Origin of the sequence: Methylibium sp. (genome assembly GCF_965279545.1) — a bacterium.
In the GTDB taxonomy this organism is placed as follows: domain Bacteria; phylum Pseudomonadota; class Gammaproteobacteria; order Burkholderiales; family Burkholderiaceae_C; genus Methylibium.
The window spans coordinates 1,272,642-1,290,444 of sequence record NZ_OZ257250.1 but is presented as its reverse complement, the minus strand read 5'-3'; the positions used below and the strand labels follow the sequence as shown (position 1 = coordinate 1,290,444).

The window sequence follows — 17,803 nt, the reverse complement described above, 5'->3', positions numbered from 1 at the left end:
ACAAGAGCAACCAACGCGAAGGGTCGGTGCGATGAGCGGGAACATGGAGCGGGTGTTGCGGATGATGGCCGAGAAGCGGGCCTCGGACGTCTATCTCACGGCCAACGCGCCGATCCAGATCAAGATCAACGGCCAGTTGCTGCAGCTGTCCGACCAGTCGCTCACGCCCGAACAGCCGCGCCAGCTGCTGGCCGAACTGCTCACCCCCAAGCAGCTCGAGGAGCTCGAGGAGCTCGGCGAACTGAACATGGGCATCGGCCTTCCGGGGGTCGGCAGCTTCCGGCTCAGCGCCTTTCGCCAGCGCGGCTCGCTCGCTGCCGTGTTCCGCTGCATTCCGGTCGAGATCCCGACGCTCGATTCGCTGAAGCTGCCCCCGATCCTGAACACGCTGATCCTCGAGAAGCGCGGCCTGATCCTGCTGGCCGGTGCCACCGGCACCGGCAAGAGCACCACGCTCGCAGCGATGCTGGAGCACCGCAACCGCAACCTCGCCGGCCACATCCTGACCATCGAAGACCCGATCGAGTTCCTGTTCACCAACAAGAAGGCGATCGTCAACCAGCGCGAGGTCGGGCGCGACACGCAGTCGCTGCAGATCGGCCTGAAGAACGCGCTGCGCCAGGCCCCGGACTGCATCCTGATCGGCGAAATCCGCGACCGCGAGACGATGACAGCGGCGATCTCCTACGCGCTGTCGGGACACCTGGTGGTGTCGACGCTGCATGCGAACAACAGCTACCACGCGCTGGGCCGCATCCTGAGCTTCTACACGCCCGAGGCGCGACCGGCCTTGCTGGGCGACCTGTCCTCGGCGCTGAAGGCGGTGGTCTCGCAGCGGCTGGTCCGCTCGACCCTGGGCGGCCGGGTGCCGGCGGTCGAGGTGCTGCTGAACACCAAGCTGGTCGCCGACCTGATGGCGCAGGGCGATTTCGCCGGCGTCAAGGGGGCCATGGAGCAGTCGCTCGCCGAAGGCTCGCAGACCTTCGAGCAGGAGCTCGCCCGCCTGATCAACGACGGCGTCATCACCCGCGACGAAGGGCTGAGCTTTGCCGATTCGCCGACCAACCTGATGTGGCGCTTGCAGAACGACAGCCCCTCGCAGTCCAAGCTGATCCCGAAGAAGGAAGAAAAGGACGAAGGCCCGTCCTTCACCGACATCACGCTGGACGTGCGGCACGACGAGCGCCGCACGACCTTCGGCGCGCAGTGAGTCGCGCTCGCGGATGAGTGCCCTGCCCCCGAAGGCGCTGGCCCTGGCCGAGCAGCTGATCGCGCGCCGTTCCGTCACACCCGAAGATGCCGGTTGCCAGGCGCTGATCGGGCAGCGGCTCGCAGCGCTGGGCTTCGACTGCCACACGATCGCGAGCGGCCCGGCGGACTTTCGAGTCACCAACCTGTGGGCCATCCGGCGCGGCAGCGCCGACGGCGGCTTCACGCTCGCCTTTGCCGGCCACACCGACGTCGTGCCCACCGGCCCGCTCGACCGATGGACCAGCGATCCCTTCGTGCCGACTCACCGCGACGGCCGGCTCTATGGTCGCGGCGCGGCCGACATGAAGACCTCGATCGCCTGCATGGTGGTCGCGATCGAGGCCTTCGTGGCCGCCCATCCGCGGCACCAAGGCTCGATCGCACTGCTGATCACGAGCGACGAGGAAGGTCCGGCGCTCGATGGCACGACCCAGGTGGTGCGCTGGCTGCAGCAGCGCGGCCAGCGGCTCGACGCCTGCATCATCGGCGAGCCGACCTCGGTGCAGGCAGTCGGCGACATGATCAAGAACGGCCGCCGCGGCTCGCTGTCGGGCCGGCTCGTCGTCAGGGGTGTGCAGGGCCACATCGCCTACCCCCACCTCGCGAAGAACCCGATCCACCTGCTGGCCCCGGCGCTGGCCGAACTGGCGCAGGTTCAGTGGGACAGCGGCAACGAGCACTTCCCGCCGACCAGTTGGCAGGTATCGAGCCTGCACGCCGGCACCGGCGCGAGCAACGTGATCCCCGGCGAGGCGGTGGTCGATTTCAATTTCCGCTTCTCGACCGAATCGACGCCCGAGTCGCTGCAGCAGCGCCTCGCCGCCCTGCTCGACCGCCATGGCCTCGAGTACGCGCTGGACTGGACGCTCGGCGGGCGGCCCTTCCTGACCCGGGCCGGCAGCCTGACGGTGGCGCTGAGCGATGCGATCCGCGAGGTGACCGGCCGCAGCACGGAGCTGTCGACCACCGGCGGCACCTCGGACGGCCGCTTCATCGCGACGATCTGCCCGCAGGTGGTCGAGTGCGGGCCGGTGAACGCCAGCATCCACCAGATCGACGAGCATGTCGCCGTGGCCGACATCGAGCCGCTGACCGGGATCTACCGCAAGACGCTGGAGCGCCTGGTCGCATGACGCTGATCGAGCTGATCGAAACCCACGCCGCCCGCTTGCAAGGAGCGGGCGTTTCGTTTGGGCATGGCACGGGCAATGCCTTCGACGAGGCCGCCTGGCTGGTGCAATGGGCATTGGACCTGCCGCTGGACGGGCTCGACGAGCACGCCGAGCGAGCGGTCTCCGCCAGCGAGCGGCTGGTGGTCGACGCGCTGATCGACCGGCGCATCCGCCAACGCCTGCCGGCCGCCTACCTGACCAAGCAGGCCTGGCTGCAGGGCGTGGCCTTCTATGTCGACGAGCGGACCATCGTGCCGCGCAGCTTCATCGCCGAACTGCTGGCCGATGGCAGCATCGACCCCTGGCTGGCACCCCACACGCGCCGCGTGCTCGACCTGTGCACCGGCAACGGCAGCCTCGCGGTGCTGGCGGCGATGGCCTGGCCCGAGGTGCAGGTCGACGGCAGCGACCTCTGCGGGGACGCGCTCGAGGTGGCGAAGATCAATGTCGACCGGCACCGCCTCGGCGAGCGCATCACGCTGCTGCGCTCCGACGGCCTGGAGCAGGTGCGCGGGCCCTACGACCTGATCCTGTGCAACCCGCCCTATGTCAATGCCGGCGCGATGGCGGCCCTGCCGGCCGAGTACCAGGCCGAGCCCGCGCTGGCGCTGGCCGGCGGCGTCGACGGCATGGACTTCGTGCGCAAGCTGCTGCAAGACGCGCCGCGGCACATGACCGAGGATGCCGTGCTGGTGCTCGAGATCGGCAACGAGCGTGATCACTTCGGGCACGCCTTCCCCACCCTCGAAGCCGTCTGGCTCGAGACCAGCGCCGGCCACGACCAGGTGCTGCTGTTGACACTAGCGTCCCTCCTGCAATGATCGTTCTCAAGAATCTCACCCTGCGCCGCGGCCCGAAGATCGTGCTGCAAGCCACCAGCCTCACGCTGAACCCCGGCGAGAAGGTCGGCCTGGTCGGCCGCAACGGCGCCGGCAAGTCCTCGCTGTTCGCCTTGCTGACCCACCGGCTGCAGGCCGACGCCGGCGACTTCTCGATCCCGCCGCGCTGGCGCATGGCCGAGGTGGCGCAGAACATGCCAGAGACCGACCAGCCGGCCACCGCCTTCGTGCTGGAAGGCGACACCCGCCTGATGGAGGCGCAGGCCGCGCTGGCCGCCGCCGAGGCGGCCGACGACGGCAATGCCATCGGCGAGGCGCACGGCCTGCTGGCCGAGGTCGGCGCCTTCGACGCCTCGCCGCGTGCCCAGGCGCTGATGCTGGGCCTGGGCTTCAAGAGCGCGCAGCTCGACGCGCCGGTCAACAGCTTCTCCGGCGGCTGGCGCATGCGGCTGCAGCTCGCGCGCGCGCTGATGTGCCCGAGCGACCTGCTGCTGCTCGACGAACCCACCAACCACCTCGACCTCGACGCCCTGGTCTGGCTGGAGGCCTGGCTGCAGCGTTACGAGGGCACGATGCTGGTCATCAGCCACGACCGCGAGTTCCTCGACGCCATCACCAAGGTCACAGTCCACCTCGACGAAGCCCAGCTCATGCGCTACGGCGGCAACTACAGCGCCTTCGAGATGATGCGCGCCGAGCGCATGAGCCAGCAGCAGGCCGCGTTCGGCCGCCAGCAGGACAAGGTGGCGCAGCTGCAGCGCTTCATCGACCGCTTCAAGGCCAAGGCCAGCAAGGCCAAGCAGGCGCAGAGCCGCGTGAAGGCGCTGGAGCGCATGGAGAAGATCGCGCCGGTGCTGACCTCGGCCGACTTCAGCTTCGAGTTCCGCGAACCCGAGAACTTGCCCAACCCGATGCTCGCGATGCGCGACATGGAATGCGGCTACATGGCGCCCCCGGTCGCCGAAGTCGGCGACGCACCCCCCGCGGGGGGCGGCTCCGGCCTGGGGCGGCCCGGCGCCGGAGCCGCAGAGGCTGGCGGCCGGCCGATCGTGATCGTGCGCGACATCAACCGCTCGGTCATGCCGGGCCAGCGCATCGGCATCCTCGGCGCCAACGGCCAGGGCAAGTCGACGCTGGTGAAGACGCTGGCGCGCGCGCTGCCGGCGCTGGGCGGCAGCGTCACCGAGGGCAAGGGCCTGGCGATCGGCTATTTCGCGCAGCAGGAGATGGACGTGCTGACGCCCGACAGCGGCCCGATGGAGCACATGATCCGGCTGGCCAAGCAGGTCTCGCCGGGCGCGCGCGAGCAGGAATTGCGCAATTTCCTGGGCCAGTTCCGCTTCACCGGCGACATGGTCCACCAGCCCGTCGGCTCGCTCAGCGGCGGCGAGAAGGCGCGCCTGGTGCTGGCGATGATCGTCTGGCAGCGCCCCAACCTGCTGCTGCTCGACGAACCGACCAACCACCTCGACCTCACCACGCGCGAGGCGCTGTCGATGGCGCTCAACGAGTTCGAGGGCACGGTCATGCTGGTCAGCCACGACCGCGCGCTGCTGCGCGAGGTCTGCGACGAGTTCTGGCTCGTCACCGCCGGCGGTGTGCGCGAGTTCGACGGCGACCTCGACGACTACCAGCGCTGGCTGCTGGAGCAGTCGCGCGAGCAGGCGCGCGCCTATGCCCAGGCGGCGCGGGGCGCGGTGGCGGCGCCCGCCTTGGTCGAAGCCCCCGCGAAGCCATCGAAGGCCGACGAGCCCGTGGACCGTCGCGAGGACCGCAAGGCGCAGGCCCAGGCGCGCCAGCGGGCGGCCGAGCAGGCCCGACCGCTGAAGGCGGAGTTCGGCAAGCTCGAGGCGCGGCTGGCCACTGCGGTACCGGAGCGCGATACGCTGGCGGCCAGCCTGGCCGACCCGTCTTTGAGTGCGGCCGAACGCGCCGAGCGCGGCAAGCGACTGAAGCTGCTCAGCGAGCAGATCGAGACCTTCGAGACCCGCTGGCTGGAACTGGGTGAAGCCATCGAGGCGCTGAGCGCCACCGCCTGAGCCGCGCCGCCGCCCGACAGGGCACGGCCGACCCCGGCCGCTCAGAACGTGCTGCTGCCCGCCTCGCGGTCGCCCAGCGCGACGATCATGTCGATCTCGACCGCCGCGTTCTTGGGCAGCTGGGCCACGCCGACCGTGGTGCGGGTGTGTCCGCCGCCGGGCTGGAACACCGTGTAGAGGATGTCGGAGGCGGCGTCGGCCACCTCGCTGTGCTCGGTGAAGTTCGGCGCGCTCTGCACGTAGACCGTCATGCGCAGGATCTGTTTCACCCGGCTCAAGTCGCCGCCGGCGGCCTGGCGCACGATGGCCAGTGCCTTCACGACGCAGATGCGAGCCGCGTGGCGGGCCTCCTCGCGCGAGATTTCCGCGCCGACCCGCCCGGCCACCGCGACAGCGCCGCGGATGCGCGGGATCTGGCCGCTGACGTACAGGATGCCGTCATGCTCGACCGACACCTCGTAGTGCGGCACCGCGCGGATCTCCTCGGAGAACTCCACGCCCAGATCGTTGGCCAGTTTCTTGAACAGTGCGTCGCTTGCGGTGCTCATCGGGGCTGCCTCGTCATCATTCCGGCATGATGCCTCGCGCTGCCGGCCGCACCAAGCGCCGGCGATGCCGGCGCGCTACAGGCTGCGGCGCATCTCGACATGCGGAATGCCCGCATCGTCGAAGCCCGGCCCGCGCTGCGTGAAGCCGGCGCGGGCGTAGAAAGGCACGGCCGAGAGCTGGGCACTGAGCACGATCTCGCGGTCGCCGCGCCGGGCGGCCAGCGCGATCAGCGCCTCCAGCACCGAGCGCCCTGCCCGGCCGCCGCGCAGCGGCCGGCGCACCGCCATGCGGCCGATGCGGGCCACGCCGGGCGCCTGCACCACCAGCCGGCCGGTCGCCAGCGGGACACCGATGCGGTTGTAGGCCACCGCATGCATGGCACCGGCGTCAGCCTCGTCCCATTCCATGGCGGCCGGGATGCGCTGCTCCTCGACGAAGACCTCGGAGCGGATCGAACGCGCCGGCTCGCCCAGTGTCGCCCAGTCGCCGGTGCGGACCTCGAGCATGACCTGGCCGGCCTCGAAGCCCTCCAGCATCGCGCGCAGCGGTGCCGGCACCGGCCGGCTGGTCTGCGTGGCCGGGTCGGCGAACACATAGACCAGCTCGCCGCTGACCAGCAGTTCCTTGCCGCGCAGCACCACGCCGTGGAACAGCAGCGACGAGCTGCGGATGCGGGTGCAGCGGATGCCGATGTCGAGCACGTCGTCGTAGCGGGCCGAAGCCTGATAGTCCAGCGTCGCCTTGCGCAGGTACAGGTCGCCGCCGAAGTGCTGCATCGACTCGACATAGGGCAAGGCCAGCGCACGCCAGTAGTCGGCCAGCGCCGTGTCGAAGTACATCAGGTAGTGGGCGTTGAACACGATCTGCTGCATGTCCACCTCGGCCCAGCGCACCCTCAGTGCGTGAAGGTGGCGGAAATCGCTGCGCTGGAGCGTCATGGTGAGAAGGCCTCCTTCAGGGCCCGGCCGGCGGCGGCATGTGCGATCCGTGCCTCGGGCACGACCCGCCCCATCTTGATGAAATCGTGGACCACGCCGCGCCACAGCTCCAGCTGCACCGGCACGCCCGCGGCCCGCAGCACATCGCCGTAGGCGATGCCTTCGTCGACCAGCGGGTCGCATTCCGCCAGGCCAATCCAGGCCGGCGCCACCCCGGCGTGATCGGGCGCGAGCAGTGGCGCGAAACGCCAGTCCTCGCGTTGCCCGGGCGGGATGTAGTGGCCGAAGAACCAGTCGATCAGCGGCCGTGCGAGCAGCACGCCTTCGGCAAAGCGGCGGTGCGAATCGCTGTCCTGGCGGGCCGCCGTGCCCGGGTAGAACAGCAGTTGCAGCGCCAGCGGCAGCCGGGCGTCGCGCGCGAGCAGTGCGCACACCGCGGACAGGGTGCCGCCGGCGCTGTCGCCGCCGATCGCGAGGCGGGTGGCGTCGAGGCCCAGCGCCGCACTGCCCTCGCGCGCCAGCCACTGCAGGGCATCCCAGGCATCGTCGACCGCGGCCGGAAAGCGGTGCTCCGGTGCGAGCCGGTAGTCCAGGGAGAGCACCGCCGCGTCCCCTTGCAGCGCGAGCTGACGACACAGGCTGTCATGGGTGTCGAGGTTGCCGATCGTGAAGCCCCCGCCATGCAGGTACAGCAGCACCGGCAGGCGGGCCCGGCTCGGCGCGTACAGGCGCGCCGGCATGCGGCAGCCGTCGCGGGCGGGAAGTTGCAGGTCTTCGACCCGCTCCAGCGCGGCACGCGGCAGGTCGAGGATCTCGGCGCCGGCGCGGTAGGCCTCGCGCGCATCGCCGACGCTCAGCGTGTGCAACGGCGGGCGGCCGGCACGGCGCATGCGATCGAGCACGTCGCGCATCGTGGGGGTCAGCCCGTGCTGGGGCGGCTGAAGAGCGGCGTACATCGAGCGCGAGCATACCGGCAGCCGCCGAAACTACCGCGAGATGCTGGCCACCTCGATGTGAGTCGGCTGTGCTCCCGCAGCGCTGCCGTCTGCCGCCGCGGTCGTCGCAAAGGGCAATGCCTCGCCGACGCGGTAATAGCCTCGGTAGTAGGGCCCTGGGTACGGCCTGTGATAGCCCGGACCATAGACCGGTCGTGGAACCGGCACGACCGGTACGACATAGCAGCCGCCCAGCAAGGCAGGCGCCAGCAGCACCGCGAACCTGGCGTGGCGCAACAACAGACGAGGGCTCGGCATCGACGTTCTCCTGAGCGGCCCGAACAGGGACGCACCCTTCAGACAACGCGACGCGGCCGACTGCGTTGATTGCTGGCAGGTAAAGACAGGACAGCGGCCGCATCAAGCCGTCGACCGGCCCCGCCCGTCCTCGGGCGAGCTTCAGTCGATCGCGGTACCGCCATGCTCGAAGGCGAAGCGCGGACGCAGCGCACCGTCGACCGTCAACGTCTCGGTGAACATCGAGAACGGCCGCACCCACAGGCCGCGTTCACCGTACAGCGGCCGGTAGAGCACCAGCGGCTCCAGCGTTTCGCTGTGCCGCACGACGCCGAGGACTTCGTAGCGCGCCCCCTTGTAGTGGACATAAGTGCCCCGCACTATCTCGGGCAAGGCAGGCAGCGGGTCGTTCAGGGGCATGTCGCGATTGTGGCGCTCCACGCCCCGGCAGCGTCAGAGCGGCTCGACGGCGAGGCCCGGCCCGGCGGCCACCGCCGTGGCCAGTTCGTCGGCCAGCCGCTCGCTCTCGCTCACCGCGCGCCGCCACACCGCCATGCGCCCGGCCAGGTCGGTGGCGTAGTGCTTGAAATCGCTGCGGTCGGGCAGCTTGCCGTTGGGCAGCGTGCGCACCCAGGCCGGGTCGGGCGCCAGCACGACCACGTTGTCGAGAAAAGGCGTCGTGCGGTGGCGGTGCCGCAGAGCCTTGTCGAGCCAGCCGGGCACCACCGCCTTCTGGAAATGCGGGTAGACGACCAGCCCCATCGCGGCATCTTCTCCCGCCGTCGCGGCACGGTTGATCGACGGGTAGTTCCAGTGCAGGTGGTAGTCGGTGATGCCGCCGTCCCAGTAGGCCCCGGGGGGCGCACCGGGGATGTCGTGTACCGCCTTCAGCGCGAACGGGATCGAACACGAGGCGAGCAGCGCCGGCCGGAAGTTCTCCGCAGTCAGCTGAACCTGCCGGTGGCGCAGGTCGCTCAGGTCGACCGGCAAGACTTCGCCGGGCGCCGAGAACACCACTCGCTCGAGCCAGGCGCCGAGCGTGCGGCGGCTGAGCGCATTGCTCAGCAGCGCACCGGCGTAGCCCAGCGGCGTGCGCACCGCGCCCTCGCGCCCGAGCACGTGGCGCCCGCGCGACGTGACGATGTGCAGACGGTAGCGCGGGTGGGCCAGCAGCGCGTCGACCTGACCGTCGAAGAAGTCGCGCAGTTCCTGCTCGAACTCGCGGCTCACCTGGGCGGCCGTCGGCAGCGTGCGGCCCGGTTCGAGCTGGTAGCTCTGGCCGATGTAGTCGCGCGTCAGCCGCTCGAATCCGGCACACGGGTCGGCGAGTGCCGCCGTCGCCATGCGCCATGCACCGATCGAGGCGCCGGCCAGGTGGATGGTCTGGCGGCTGCCCGGCAGCCAGTGGCCGAACAGGTAGCGATCCAGCGCGCCCAGCACCAGCCCTTTCGGCCCGCCGGCGGCGCCAGCGATGACCCGCACGTCCCGAGGCCGCAGACCGTGCTCCGCCAGATGGGCACGGGCGCTGCGGCCTGCATAGACGCGCAAGGCGGGTGTCGGCATCGGCCGATACTACCCGGGGGTGTTCACCGTGTAGGCGCCGGCCTACAGGCGAAGCAGGCCGCGGCCGATGGTGCGGCTGGGAACGTGTCGCGAACATGTGCTGACAAGAAGTCGAGCCTGGGAACTGCAAGGTCGGGGCACTCCGCGCAACAATCCTGCCGCACCGCACCAATACTCAAGATCGACAAAAGCAAGGTGAGCTCTCTTTCTGCGTCCTGCCCCTCTCGTCACGCCGCGACCGGCTCCTGGGCGCGGTCATTGCTGATGGGCTTTGCCGCCGCGGGCCTGTGGGTCGGCGGCAAGGCGCATGCGGCCTTCGACCTCGACACGCTCGCCGAACGCGCCCGCGCGCTGGCCGCCACGCCATATCGCGCGCCCGAGACGAGCACGAACTCCCGGCTCGCCGCGCTGGGCTACGACGACTACCGCGCCATCCGCTTCCGACCGCAGGCTGCGTGGTGGCGTAAGGCCGGACTGCCGTTCGAGTTGCAGTTCTTCCACGTCGGTGGCGGCTACACCCGTGCGGTGCGGGTGAACGAACTGGTCCAGGGCCGCGAGCAGCCCTTGCTCGTGCCGACCAGCGCCTTCGACTACGGTGCCGCCGCCCCGGCCGTCGCCGGTCAGGTCCATGCCGAGGTGGCCGGTTTTCGCGTGCACTATGCGCTCAACCGGCCGGGCTACAAGGACGAGTTCATCGTCTTCCTGGGCGCCAGCTATCTGCGCGCGGTCGGCGCCGACCAGCACTACGGCACGTCGGCCCGCGGCGTGGCGATCGACACGGTCGGCGGCACCGGCGAGGAGTTCCCCGCCTTCGAGGCGTTCTGGATCGAACGGCCCGTCCGCGGCGCGCGAACGCTGACGGTCTATGCCTTGCTCAACGGCCCTCGGATCACCGGCGCCTACCGCTTCGTGCTCCAACCGGGCAGCGCCACCGAGATCTCGGTGCAGGCGAAGCTCTACCTGCGCGGTGCGGTCACGACGCTGGGCATCGCCCCGCTGACCAGCATGTTCCTCGGCGGCGAGAACCAGCCTCAGCCGCTGCAGGCGCTGGGCGACTTCCGGCCCGAGGTGCACGACGCCGACGGTCTGCAGATCGAAACCGGCGATGGCGAATGGCTCTGGCGCCCCCTGCTGAACCCGCCCCGGCCGTTCACGACCAGCTTCGCGGTGCAGCGGCTGCGCGGCTTCGGCCTGATGCAGCGCGACCGTGCCTTCGCCAGCTACGAAGACCCCGAGGCCCGTTACGACCACCGCCCGAGCGTGTGGATCAGGCCGCAGGGCGACTGGGGGCCGGGACGCGTCGAGCTGATGCAGTTCCACACGCCCGACGAGACCAACGACAACGTCGTGGCCTACTGGGTGCCAGCGCAGCTGCCGGCGGCGGGCCAGCCGCTCGCACTGGCCTACACGATGCACTGGCAGGGCCAGGCGCAGCAGCAGCCGCCGCACGGCCGGGTGCTGCAGTCGCGCCTGGGCCGCGGCCTCGAAAAGCCTCAGGCCGGCGAGTTGCAGTTCCACATCGACTACGCCGGCGGTGCGCTCGACGCGCTGTCCGCCGCAGCCGCTCCCCAGGCGTTTGTCACATCGAGTGACAACGCACGCGTCTTGCTAGCGAACGTCTACCGCAACCCGGCCACCAAGGGATGGCGGCTGAACCTGAAGGTTCAGCGTCTCGATGCCCAGCAGCCACTCGAGCTGCGAGCTCTCTTGAAGGACGGCGCCAACGTGCTCACCGAAACATGGACCTACGCCCTGCCCCCGGAATGAACACCACATCCCTCCCGACCGCTTCACGCCCCACGCCGGAGCGCACCGAAACAGCGCCCCCGGTCCGTCGCGGCAGCATGACGCCGGTGCCCTGGACCGGGATGCTGGCTGGCCTGGGTCGCCTGTTCACGGCACCGGGCCGGGGGGGTGCAGCAAGCCATGCAGTGCCCCCGTGGCTCGCCGCGGCGGGCGAGCGCCGGCGCCTGCTGCTTGCGCTGGTGATGGGCAGCGCCGGCCTGGCCACCGCGGTGCTCGACAGTGCATCCGGCCCCGGCAACACCGGCCCGTGGGCCCTGCTGCAGACGGCCTTGTTCGCGCTGCTGTTCGCCTGGGTGGCGGCCGGCTGCGTGACCGCCGTGATGGGCTACGTGAGCCTGCGCCGCGGCGACCGCCACGCCATGACGCCCGAGGCCGTGGCCGCCCACCCGATCGCCGAAGACGCGCGCACGGCCATCGTCATGCCGATCTGCAACGAGGACATCGCCACCGTCGTGGCCGGCCTGCGCGCCACCGTCGAGTCGTTGTCGCGCGCCGGCTCCTTCGACCGCTTCGACGTCTACATGCTGTCGGACACCGGCGACCTCGCCCTGCGCGACGCCGAGCTGGCCGCCTGGCGCGGCCTGCGCGATGCGCTGGCGGCCGACGGCTACGACAGCAGCCGCATCTTCTACCGCTGGCGCCAGCGTCGCACCAAGCGCAAGGCCGGCAACGTGGCCGACTTCTGCCGCCGCTGGGGCCGCGCCTACCGCTACATGGTGGTGCTCGACGCCGACAGCGTGATGAGCGGCGAAGCCCTGCTGACCCTGGTGCGGCTGATGGAGGCACAGCCCAAGGCCGGCATCATCCAGACCGCGCCGCGCTCCTGCGGCCATGACTCGCTGCACGCCCGCCTGCAGCAGTTCTCCGGCCGCGTGACCGGCCCGCTGTTCACGGCCGGCCTGCGCTACTGGCAGCTCGGCGAGTCGCACTACTGGGGCCACAACGCGATCCTGCGCGTCGAGCCCTTCATGAAGCACTGCGCGCTGGCCAAGCTGCCGGGCCGCGGCGGCCTGAGCGGCGAGATCCTGTCGCACGACTTCGTCGAGGCGGCGCTGATGCGCCGCGCCGGCTACGAAGTCTGGCTGTTGCCCGAGCTCGACGGCAGTTACGAGCAGGCGCCGCCGCACCTGATCGACGAGCTGACGCGCGACCGCCGCTGGTGCCAGGGCAATCTGCAGAACGCGCGGCTGGTGGCCGAGCCGGGCTTCGCCGGCGTGCACCGGGCGATGTTCGTGACCGGTGCGATGTCCTATGTGGCCTCCCCCATCTGGCTGGCCTTCGTGCTGCTCGGCGTGCTGCCATGGCTGGCCGGCGACGGGCTGCAGGCGGCCACCGACGGTGCCGGGCTGCCGCTCGCGCAGCTGCTGCTGTGGGGTGCGACGCTCGCGCTGCTGCTGCTGCCGCGGGTGCTGGCGGTGCTGCTGGTGTTCCAGCGCCGGCAGGAAGCGGGCTACGGCGGGCGCCAGATGCTGGTCGTTAGCGCCCTGCTCGAAGCGCTGATGTCGGCGCTGCAGGCGCCGGTGCGCATGGTGGCCCACTCGATCTTCGTGCTGGGCGCGCTGACGGGGCTCAAGCTGAACTGGAAATCGCCCTCGCGTGAAACCACGGCCGTGGGCTGGCGCGAGGCGGTCGGCCGTTTCGGCGTGACCGGCACGATCGTCGCTGCCGCCACCGCCTGGTGGCTCGCCGGCCAGCCCGGCGAAGCCTGGCGCGTCCTGCCGCTGGCGCTGCCGCTGATGCTGGCGGTGCCGCTGGCCGTGATGACCAGCCGCAGCGAGTTCGGGCAGGCGTGGCGCCGGCGTGGCTGGCTGCTGATTCCCGAAGAGACGCGGGCACCGGCGGTGCTGCAGGCCGCGTGGCGATACGCCGGTCTGCGCCCGATCAGCGTGCCGGCGCCGGCCCACACCGGGCACGGCGTGGTGCTCGCGGGCGGCGCGGCCGGTTGGCAACGCCGGGCGCTCGCCACGATCGGCCTGGCGGTGGCCACCGGCGTCGCGGTATTGCCGCAGACGGTGGCCACCGGCGGACTGTCCCACAGCGACCTGGCCGCGATACGCATCGTGATGCAGGCGTCGAGCCCGTCGGCAGCACCGCGCGTGCTCCGTCAGCTGCCGCTCAGACGGGTATCGACGACGTTGCCGGCCGACGGCGTGCGCTACCCCGTACAGCGCAGCGCGACGCGCACCTGACGGCGCGGCGCGGCTGCGGTCTCGACCTCAGCGCCGCGTCTGCAGCTTCGCGAAGGCGGCGGCCATCGCCCCGCCAGCCGCGGGCTGGGCCGGGCTGCTGCGCGGCGGCGCACTGCGGGCACGTTCGTCCCGCGCTGCCGGCCGCCAGCCGTTCTCGCTGCCCTCGCCACGCCCGTCGCAGCCCCGCGCCACGCTGGCATCGAGCTTCATCGTCAACGAGATGCGGCCGCGGGCCAGGTCGACCTCGAGCACCTTGACCTTGACGATGTCGCCGGTCTTCACGATCTCGCGCGCGTCGTTGACGAACTTGTTCGCGAGCTGGCTCACGTGCACCAGCCCGTCCTGGTGGACGCCGAGATCCACGAAGGCACCGAACTGGGCGACGTTGCTCACCGTGCCCTCCAGCGTCATGCCCGCCTGCAGGTCCTTGATGTCGTCGACACCGTCGTTGAAGCGCGCCACCTTGAAATCCGGCCGCGGATCGCGGCCCGGCTTCTCGAGCTCGGCCAGGATGTCCTTCACCGTGATCGCGCCGAAGCGCTCGTCGGCGTAGGCCTCGGGCCGCAGCTTGCGGATCACGTCGCTGTTGCCGACCAGCTCGCCGATCGGCCGGCCGACGGTCGCGATGATCTTCTCCACCACCGGATAGGTCTCGGGGTGGACCCCCGACTGGTCGAGCGGGTTGTCGCCGTCGCGGATGCGCAGGAAGCCCGCCGCCTGCTCGAAGGTCTTGTCGCCCAGGCCGGCAACCTCGCGCAGCTGGCGGCGGTTGCGGAAGGCGCCGTTGGCGTCGCGCCAGCGCACGACGGCGGCCGCGACCGCGCCCGACAACCCCGACACGCGCGACAGCAGCGGCGCCGATGCGGTGTTCAGGTCCACGCCCACGGCGTTGACGCAGTCCTCGACCACGGTATGCAGCGTGCGCGCCAGCTCGCTCTGGTTCACGTCGTGCTGGTACTGGCCGACGCCGATGCTCTTCGGGTCGATCTTCACCAGCTCGGCCAGCGGGTCCTGCAGGCGGCGCGCGATCGAGACCGCGCCGCGCAGGCTGACGTCGAGGTCCGGCAGTTCCTTGCTCGCGAACTCCGAGGCCGAGTAGACCGAGGCGCCGGCTTCGCTGACCACGACCTTTTCAATGCGCGCATCGACCCCGGACGAAGCCGCCAGCTGCTGGATGCGCTTGATCAGGTCCGCGGCCAGCTTGTCGGTCTCGCGGCTCGCGGTGCCGTTGCCGATCGCGATCAGGTTGACGCCGTGCGTCGCGGCAAGGCGTCCCAGCGTGTGGAGTGCGCCCTCCCAGTCGCGCCTGGGCTCGTGCGGATAGACCGTGGCGGTGTCGAGCACCTTGCCAGTGTCGCTGACCACGGCCACCTTCACGCCGGTGCGGATGCCCGGATCGAGGCCCATCACGACGCGCTTGCCGGCCGGGGCCGCCAGCAACAGGTCGCGCAGGTTCTCGGCAAACACCTTGATCGCGACCTTCTCCGCATCCTCGCGCAGGCGCGTGAACAAATCGCGCTCCAGGCTGAGGCTGAGCTTGACCTTCCAGGTCCAGGTGATGCTCTTGCGGATCAGCTCGTCGGCCGGCCGCCTGGCATGGCTCCAACCGAGGTGGATCGCGATGCGCCCCTCGGCGAGCGAGGGCTTGCCCGGCACCGCCTCCTCGTCGAGCACGAGCTTCGCGTCCAGGATCTCCAGCGTGCGGCCACGAAACACCGCAAGCGCGCGGTGGGAAGGCACGGTGCGGATCGGCTCGCCGTAGTCGAAGTAGTCGCGGAACTTCGCGATCTCCGCGTCCTGTTCGTTCTTGCCGTCCATCAGCTTCGAGCGGAGCACGCCTTCCTCCCACAGCCAGCCGCGCAGCGACTGCACCAGCACGGCGTCCTCGGCCCAGCGCTCGGACAGGATGTCGCGCACGCCGTCGAGCACCGCAGCGGCATCGGCGAATCCGGCCGCTGCCAGTGCCGCCGCGCCATCTTCGCAGGCGGCCATGAAGGCCGCTGCTTCGGCCTGCGGGTCCAGCGTCGGGTCGGCGAACAGCCGCTCGGCCAGCGGCTCGATGCCGGCCTCGCGCGCGATCATCCCCTTGGTGCGGCGCCGGGGCTTGTAGGGCAGGTAGAGGTCTTCGAGCTCCTGCTTGGTGGGTGCCGCCTCGAGCGCGGCCTGCAGTTCGGGCGTGAGCTTGCCCTGCTCGGCGATGCTCTTGAGCACGGCGGCCCGGCGCTCCTCCAGCTCGCGCAGATAGCCCAGCCGGGCCTCGAGCTCGCGCAGCTGGATGTCGTCGAGGTTGTCGGTCGCTTCCTTGCGGTAGCGGGCAATGAAAGGCACCGTGGCGCCACTGTCGAGCAACTCGACGGCGGCGTTCACTTGGGCCGGCCGAACCTTCAGTTCGGCGGCGATTTGCAGCAGGATCTTGTCCACAGGCTCATTCAGGGCCCACCGGGGGCCGCGGATCATCGGGAAGGCGCGCAGTGTAGCGACCGCGCTGCGGGCGCACGCAGGCGGCGATCAGCCCGGCTTGCGCTCGGCCAGCGGCGGCGGGCTCCACTGGTAGAGCCAGGTCTCGCTGAGCGGCTGGCCGTCGCAGCGCAGGAACACGCGCAGGTCGATCGGCTCGGTACCGGCCGGCGGCACGAGATCGAACATCGCCCGGTAGCCGGAGATGGCCGCCAGCGGTCGCGCCGAGGTGATCTCGACCTTGCCCCGCGAGGCGCTGATCACCGGCTCGACCTTGGCCTTCGGTCCGATCAGCGACAGGTCACCGCCGGCGAAGTCGATCGTGAAGCGCCATGAGAAGTACTTGCGCCGCTGCCCGATCACGCCCCCCGGGCCGGTGCGAGTGGCCAGGCAGTGGGCCAACGGCGGCCGTGCCGGCGCCTGAGCACCCCAGTACAGCCGGTAGGCGAACAGCAGTTCCTCGCCGGGCTGCGGCGGGCGGGCGGGATTCCAGAGCGCGACGATGTTGTCGAAGGTCTCGTCGGCCGTCGGGATCTCGACCAGCTGCAGCGAACCCGCGCCCCAGCCCGACTTCGGCTCCACCCACACACAGGGCCGCTTGTCGTAGAACACGCCGTCGTCCTGGTAGTGGTCGAAGTTGCGGTCGCGCTGCAGCAGGCCGAAGCCGCGCGGGTTCTCGTCCTGGTAGGCGTTGAAACGCAGGTTGGCCGGGTTGGTCAGCGGGCGCCAGATCCACTCGCCGCTGCCGGTCCACATCTGCAGGCCGTCGCTGTCGTGAACCTCGGGGCGCCAGTCGTTGGCCGCGCGGCGGTCGTTCTCGCCGTACTGGAACATGCTGGTCAGCGGCGCGATGCCGAGGCGCTCGATCGTCTTGCGCGGGTACAGCGCCGCATCGATGTCCATCACCTGCGTGTCGCCCGGCGTGATGACGAAGCGGTAGGCGCCGGCGATGCTGGGCGAGTCGAGCAGGGCATACACGGTGACGCTGCTCGATTGCCGCACCGGCTTCTCGAGCCAGAACGCGACGAAGTTCGGGAACTCCTCGGGCCGCGGCATGCCGGTGTCGATGGCCAGGCCCCGCGCCGACAGGCCGTACTGCCAGTCGCCGCCGACGGCGCGGAAGTAGCTCGCGCCGAGGAAGGCGGTGATGTCGCGTTCGAGGTCGGTGTGGAAGTTCAGCCGGAAGCCCGCGAAGCCCAGGTCGCCCGGCAGCTGGCTGCCCTGCACGCCGCTCTTGCCGTAGTCGAACATCTCGGGGTCGTAGGCCAGCTCGCGGGCGCGGCCGTTCACCAGTTCGTGAATGCGCACCGGCGACTTGAAGAACAGACCGAGGTGGAAGAACTGGACCCGAAAGCGCAGATCGTCGTCACCCCACAGCGCGTGGTCGGCCCGGAAGCGGATGGCCTGGTGGCGGTCCCAGTCGAGCGAGTCGATCGCTGCCGGCAGCGTCGAGCGAGGCGGCTGGTAGGGCCGCGCGGCGAGGTCGCGGGCGCGGCCCTTGAGCGTCGCGTAGTCGAAGGCTTCGGCCTGGCCGATCGCCTTGAGACCGGCCGCGGCCGCCTGGCCGCCCAGCAGGGCGTTGAGCGCAGCCGAAGCGGCCACGCCGCGTAGGAGCTGGCGTCTTTGCATGGAGGAGGAGGTCAAGAGAAAGGAAGCTGGCCTGCGTACGATAACGGAGGCTGCGGCAGGCCCATCGGGCCGGCTCGGAGGTGCGAAGCGCGCTTGCCTTTGGCCCGGGCAGCGCCGAAGCTAGTAGGCTGGTGCGATG

General features: G+C 70.6%; 14 protein-coding genes. 6 read left to right on the top strand and 8 right to left on the bottom strand.

Annotated elements, in window-relative coordinates:
• The first annotated feature begins 31 nt into the window (after positions 1-31).
• The 4 genes from ACQY9S_RS05995 to ACQY9S_RS05980 are packed head-to-tail and all read left to right on the top strand — an operon-like array spanning position 32 to position 5,301.
• A complete protein-coding gene (locus ACQY9S_RS05995; RefSeq protein WP_428423879.1) occupies positions 32-1,210 on the top strand; it encodes a PilT/PilU family type 4a pilus ATPase in 1,179 nt (392 codons plus the stop codon).
• Between the two features lie 13 nt (positions 1,211-1,223).
• The gene (gene dapE, locus ACQY9S_RS05990) at positions 1,224-2,384 is read left to right on the top strand and encodes a succinyl-diaminopimelate desuccinylase (protein WP_428423877.1); all 1,161 of its coding nucleotides are present in this window, start codon (positions 1,224-1,226) and stop codon (positions 2,382-2,384) included.
• Positions 2,381-3,244: a 50S ribosomal protein L3 N(5)-glutamine methyltransferase gene (prmB, locus tag ACQY9S_RS05985; RefSeq protein ID WP_428423875.1), complete on the top strand. Its 864-nt coding sequence runs from the start codon at positions 2,381-2,383 to the stop codon at positions 3,242-3,244. Before dapE ends, prmB begins: the two co-directional genes overlap by 4 nt.
• The gene (locus ACQY9S_RS05980) at positions 3,241-5,301 is read left to right on the top strand and encodes an ABC-F family ATP-binding cassette domain-containing protein (protein ID WP_428423873.1); all 2,061 of its coding nucleotides are present in this window, start codon (positions 3,241-3,243) and stop codon (positions 5,299-5,301) included. Before prmB ends, ACQY9S_RS05980 begins: the two co-directional genes overlap by 4 nt.
• A gap of 41 nt (positions 5,302-5,342) precedes the next feature.
• On the opposite strand, the gene ACQY9S_RS05975 is transcribed toward ACQY9S_RS05980, so the two are convergent.
• The 6 genes from ACQY9S_RS05975 to ACQY9S_RS05950 form a co-directional block, all read right to left on the bottom strand.
• Positions 5,343-5,849, bottom strand: a complete 507-nt coding sequence (locus ACQY9S_RS05975) for a RidA family protein (protein ID WP_428423871.1) — start codon at positions 5,847-5,849, stop codon at positions 5,343-5,345.
• A gap of 75 nt (positions 5,850-5,924) precedes the next feature.
• Entirely contained in the window at positions 5,925-6,788 is an 864-nt protein-coding gene (locus tag ACQY9S_RS05970) for a YbgC/FadM family acyl-CoA thioesterase (RefSeq protein WP_428423869.1), read from the bottom strand.
• A complete protein-coding gene (locus ACQY9S_RS05965; protein ID WP_428423867.1) occupies positions 6,785-7,699 on the bottom strand; it encodes an alpha/beta hydrolase in 915 nt (304 codons plus the stop codon). The genes ACQY9S_RS05970 and ACQY9S_RS05965 overlap by 4 nt, the downstream gene beginning before the upstream one ends.
• A gap of 75 nt (positions 7,700-7,774) precedes the next feature.
• Entirely contained in the window at positions 7,775-8,041 is a 267-nt protein-coding gene (locus ACQY9S_RS05960; protein ID WP_428423865.1) for a hypothetical protein, read from the bottom strand.
• 141 nt (positions 8,042-8,182) lie between these two features.
• The gene (locus tag ACQY9S_RS05955; protein ID WP_428423863.1) at positions 8,183-8,440 is read right to left on the bottom strand and encodes a DUF1653 domain-containing protein; all 258 of its coding nucleotides are present in this window, start codon (positions 8,438-8,440) and stop codon (positions 8,183-8,185) included.
• Positions 8,441-8,473: 33 nt separating this feature from the next.
• Positions 8,474-9,583, bottom strand: coding sequence for a phospholipase (locus ACQY9S_RS05950; RefSeq protein ID WP_428423862.1), 1,110 nt, complete (start codon positions 9,581-9,583; stop codon positions 8,474-8,476).
• Between the two features lie 195 nt (positions 9,584-9,778).
• Between ACQY9S_RS05950 and ACQY9S_RS05945 the strand changes: the two genes are divergently transcribed.
• Positions 9,779-11,350 (top strand): glucan biosynthesis protein G, encoded by a 1,572-nt coding sequence (locus ACQY9S_RS05945; protein WP_428423860.1) that lies wholly within the window; start codon positions 9,779-9,781, stop codon positions 11,348-11,350.
• Positions 11,351-11,427: 77 nt separating this feature from the next.
• Complete coding sequence (gene mdoH / locus ACQY9S_RS05940; RefSeq protein WP_428423858.1) at positions 11,428-13,578, top strand: glucans biosynthesis glucosyltransferase MdoH; 2,151 nt, start codon at positions 11,428-11,430, stop codon at positions 13,576-13,578.
• A gap of 27 nt (positions 13,579-13,605) precedes the next feature.
• Here mdoH and ACQY9S_RS05935 read toward each other — a convergent pair whose 3' ends face one another.
• Together ACQY9S_RS05935 and ACQY9S_RS05930 are read right to left on the bottom strand one after the other, a co-directional pair.
• Entirely contained in the window at positions 13,606-15,999 is a 2,394-nt protein-coding gene (locus ACQY9S_RS05935; RefSeq protein ID WP_428423856.1) for a Tex family protein, read from the bottom strand.
• 87 nt (positions 16,000-16,086) lie between these two features.
• Complete coding sequence (locus ACQY9S_RS05930; protein WP_428423854.1) at positions 16,087-17,664, bottom strand: glucan biosynthesis protein; 1,578 nt, start codon at positions 17,662-17,664, stop codon at positions 16,087-16,089.
• Between the last annotated feature and the right edge of the window lie 139 nt (positions 17,665-17,803).

What these genes read in the sequence shown, in the direction of transcription:
- ACQY9S_RS05930 (WP_428423854.1), bottom strand. Translation starts at nt 17,664, where the DNA reads ATGCAAAGACGCCAGCTCCTACGCGGCGTGGCCGCTTCGGCTGCGCTC.
- mdoH (WP_428423858.1), top strand. Translation starts at nt 11,428, where the DNA reads ATGACGCCGGTGCCCTGGACCGGGATGCTGGCTGGCCTGGGTCGCCTG.
- prmB (WP_428423875.1), top strand. Translation starts at nt 2,381, where the DNA reads ATGACGCTGATCGAGCTGATCGAAACCCACGCCGCCCGCTTGCAAGGA.
- ACQY9S_RS05960 (WP_428423865.1), bottom strand. Translation starts at nt 8,041, where the DNA reads ATGCCGAGCCCTCGTCTGTTGTTGCGCCACGCCAGGTTCGCGGTGCTG.
- ACQY9S_RS05965 (WP_428423867.1), bottom strand. Translation starts at nt 7,699, where the DNA reads ATGCGCGACGTGCTCGATCGCATGCGCCGTGCCGGCCGCCCGCCGTTG.
- dapE (WP_428423877.1), top strand. Translation starts at nt 1,224, where the DNA reads ATGAGTGCCCTGCCCCCGAAGGCGCTGGCCCTGGCCGAGCAGCTGATC.
- ACQY9S_RS05980 (WP_428423873.1), top strand. Translation starts at nt 3,241, where the DNA reads ATGATCGTTCTCAAGAATCTCACCCTGCGCCGCGGCCCGAAGATCGTG.
- ACQY9S_RS05950 (WP_428423862.1), bottom strand. Translation starts at nt 9,583, where the DNA reads ATGCCGACACCCGCCTTGCGCGTCTATGCAGGCCGCAGCGCCCGTGCC.
- ACQY9S_RS05970 (WP_428423869.1), bottom strand. Translation starts at nt 6,788, where the DNA reads ATGACGCTCCAGCGCAGCGATTTCCGCCACCTTCACGCACTGAGGGTG.
- ACQY9S_RS05995 (WP_428423879.1), top strand. Translation starts at nt 32, where the DNA reads ATGAGCGGGAACATGGAGCGGGTGTTGCGGATGATGGCCGAGAAGCGG.
- ACQY9S_RS05955 (WP_428423863.1), bottom strand. Translation starts at nt 8,440, where the DNA reads ATGCCCCTGAACGACCCGCTGCCTGCCTTGCCCGAGATAGTGCGGGGC.
- ACQY9S_RS05975 (WP_428423871.1), bottom strand. Translation starts at nt 5,849, where the DNA reads ATGAGCACCGCAAGCGACGCACTGTTCAAGAAACTGGCCAACGATCTG.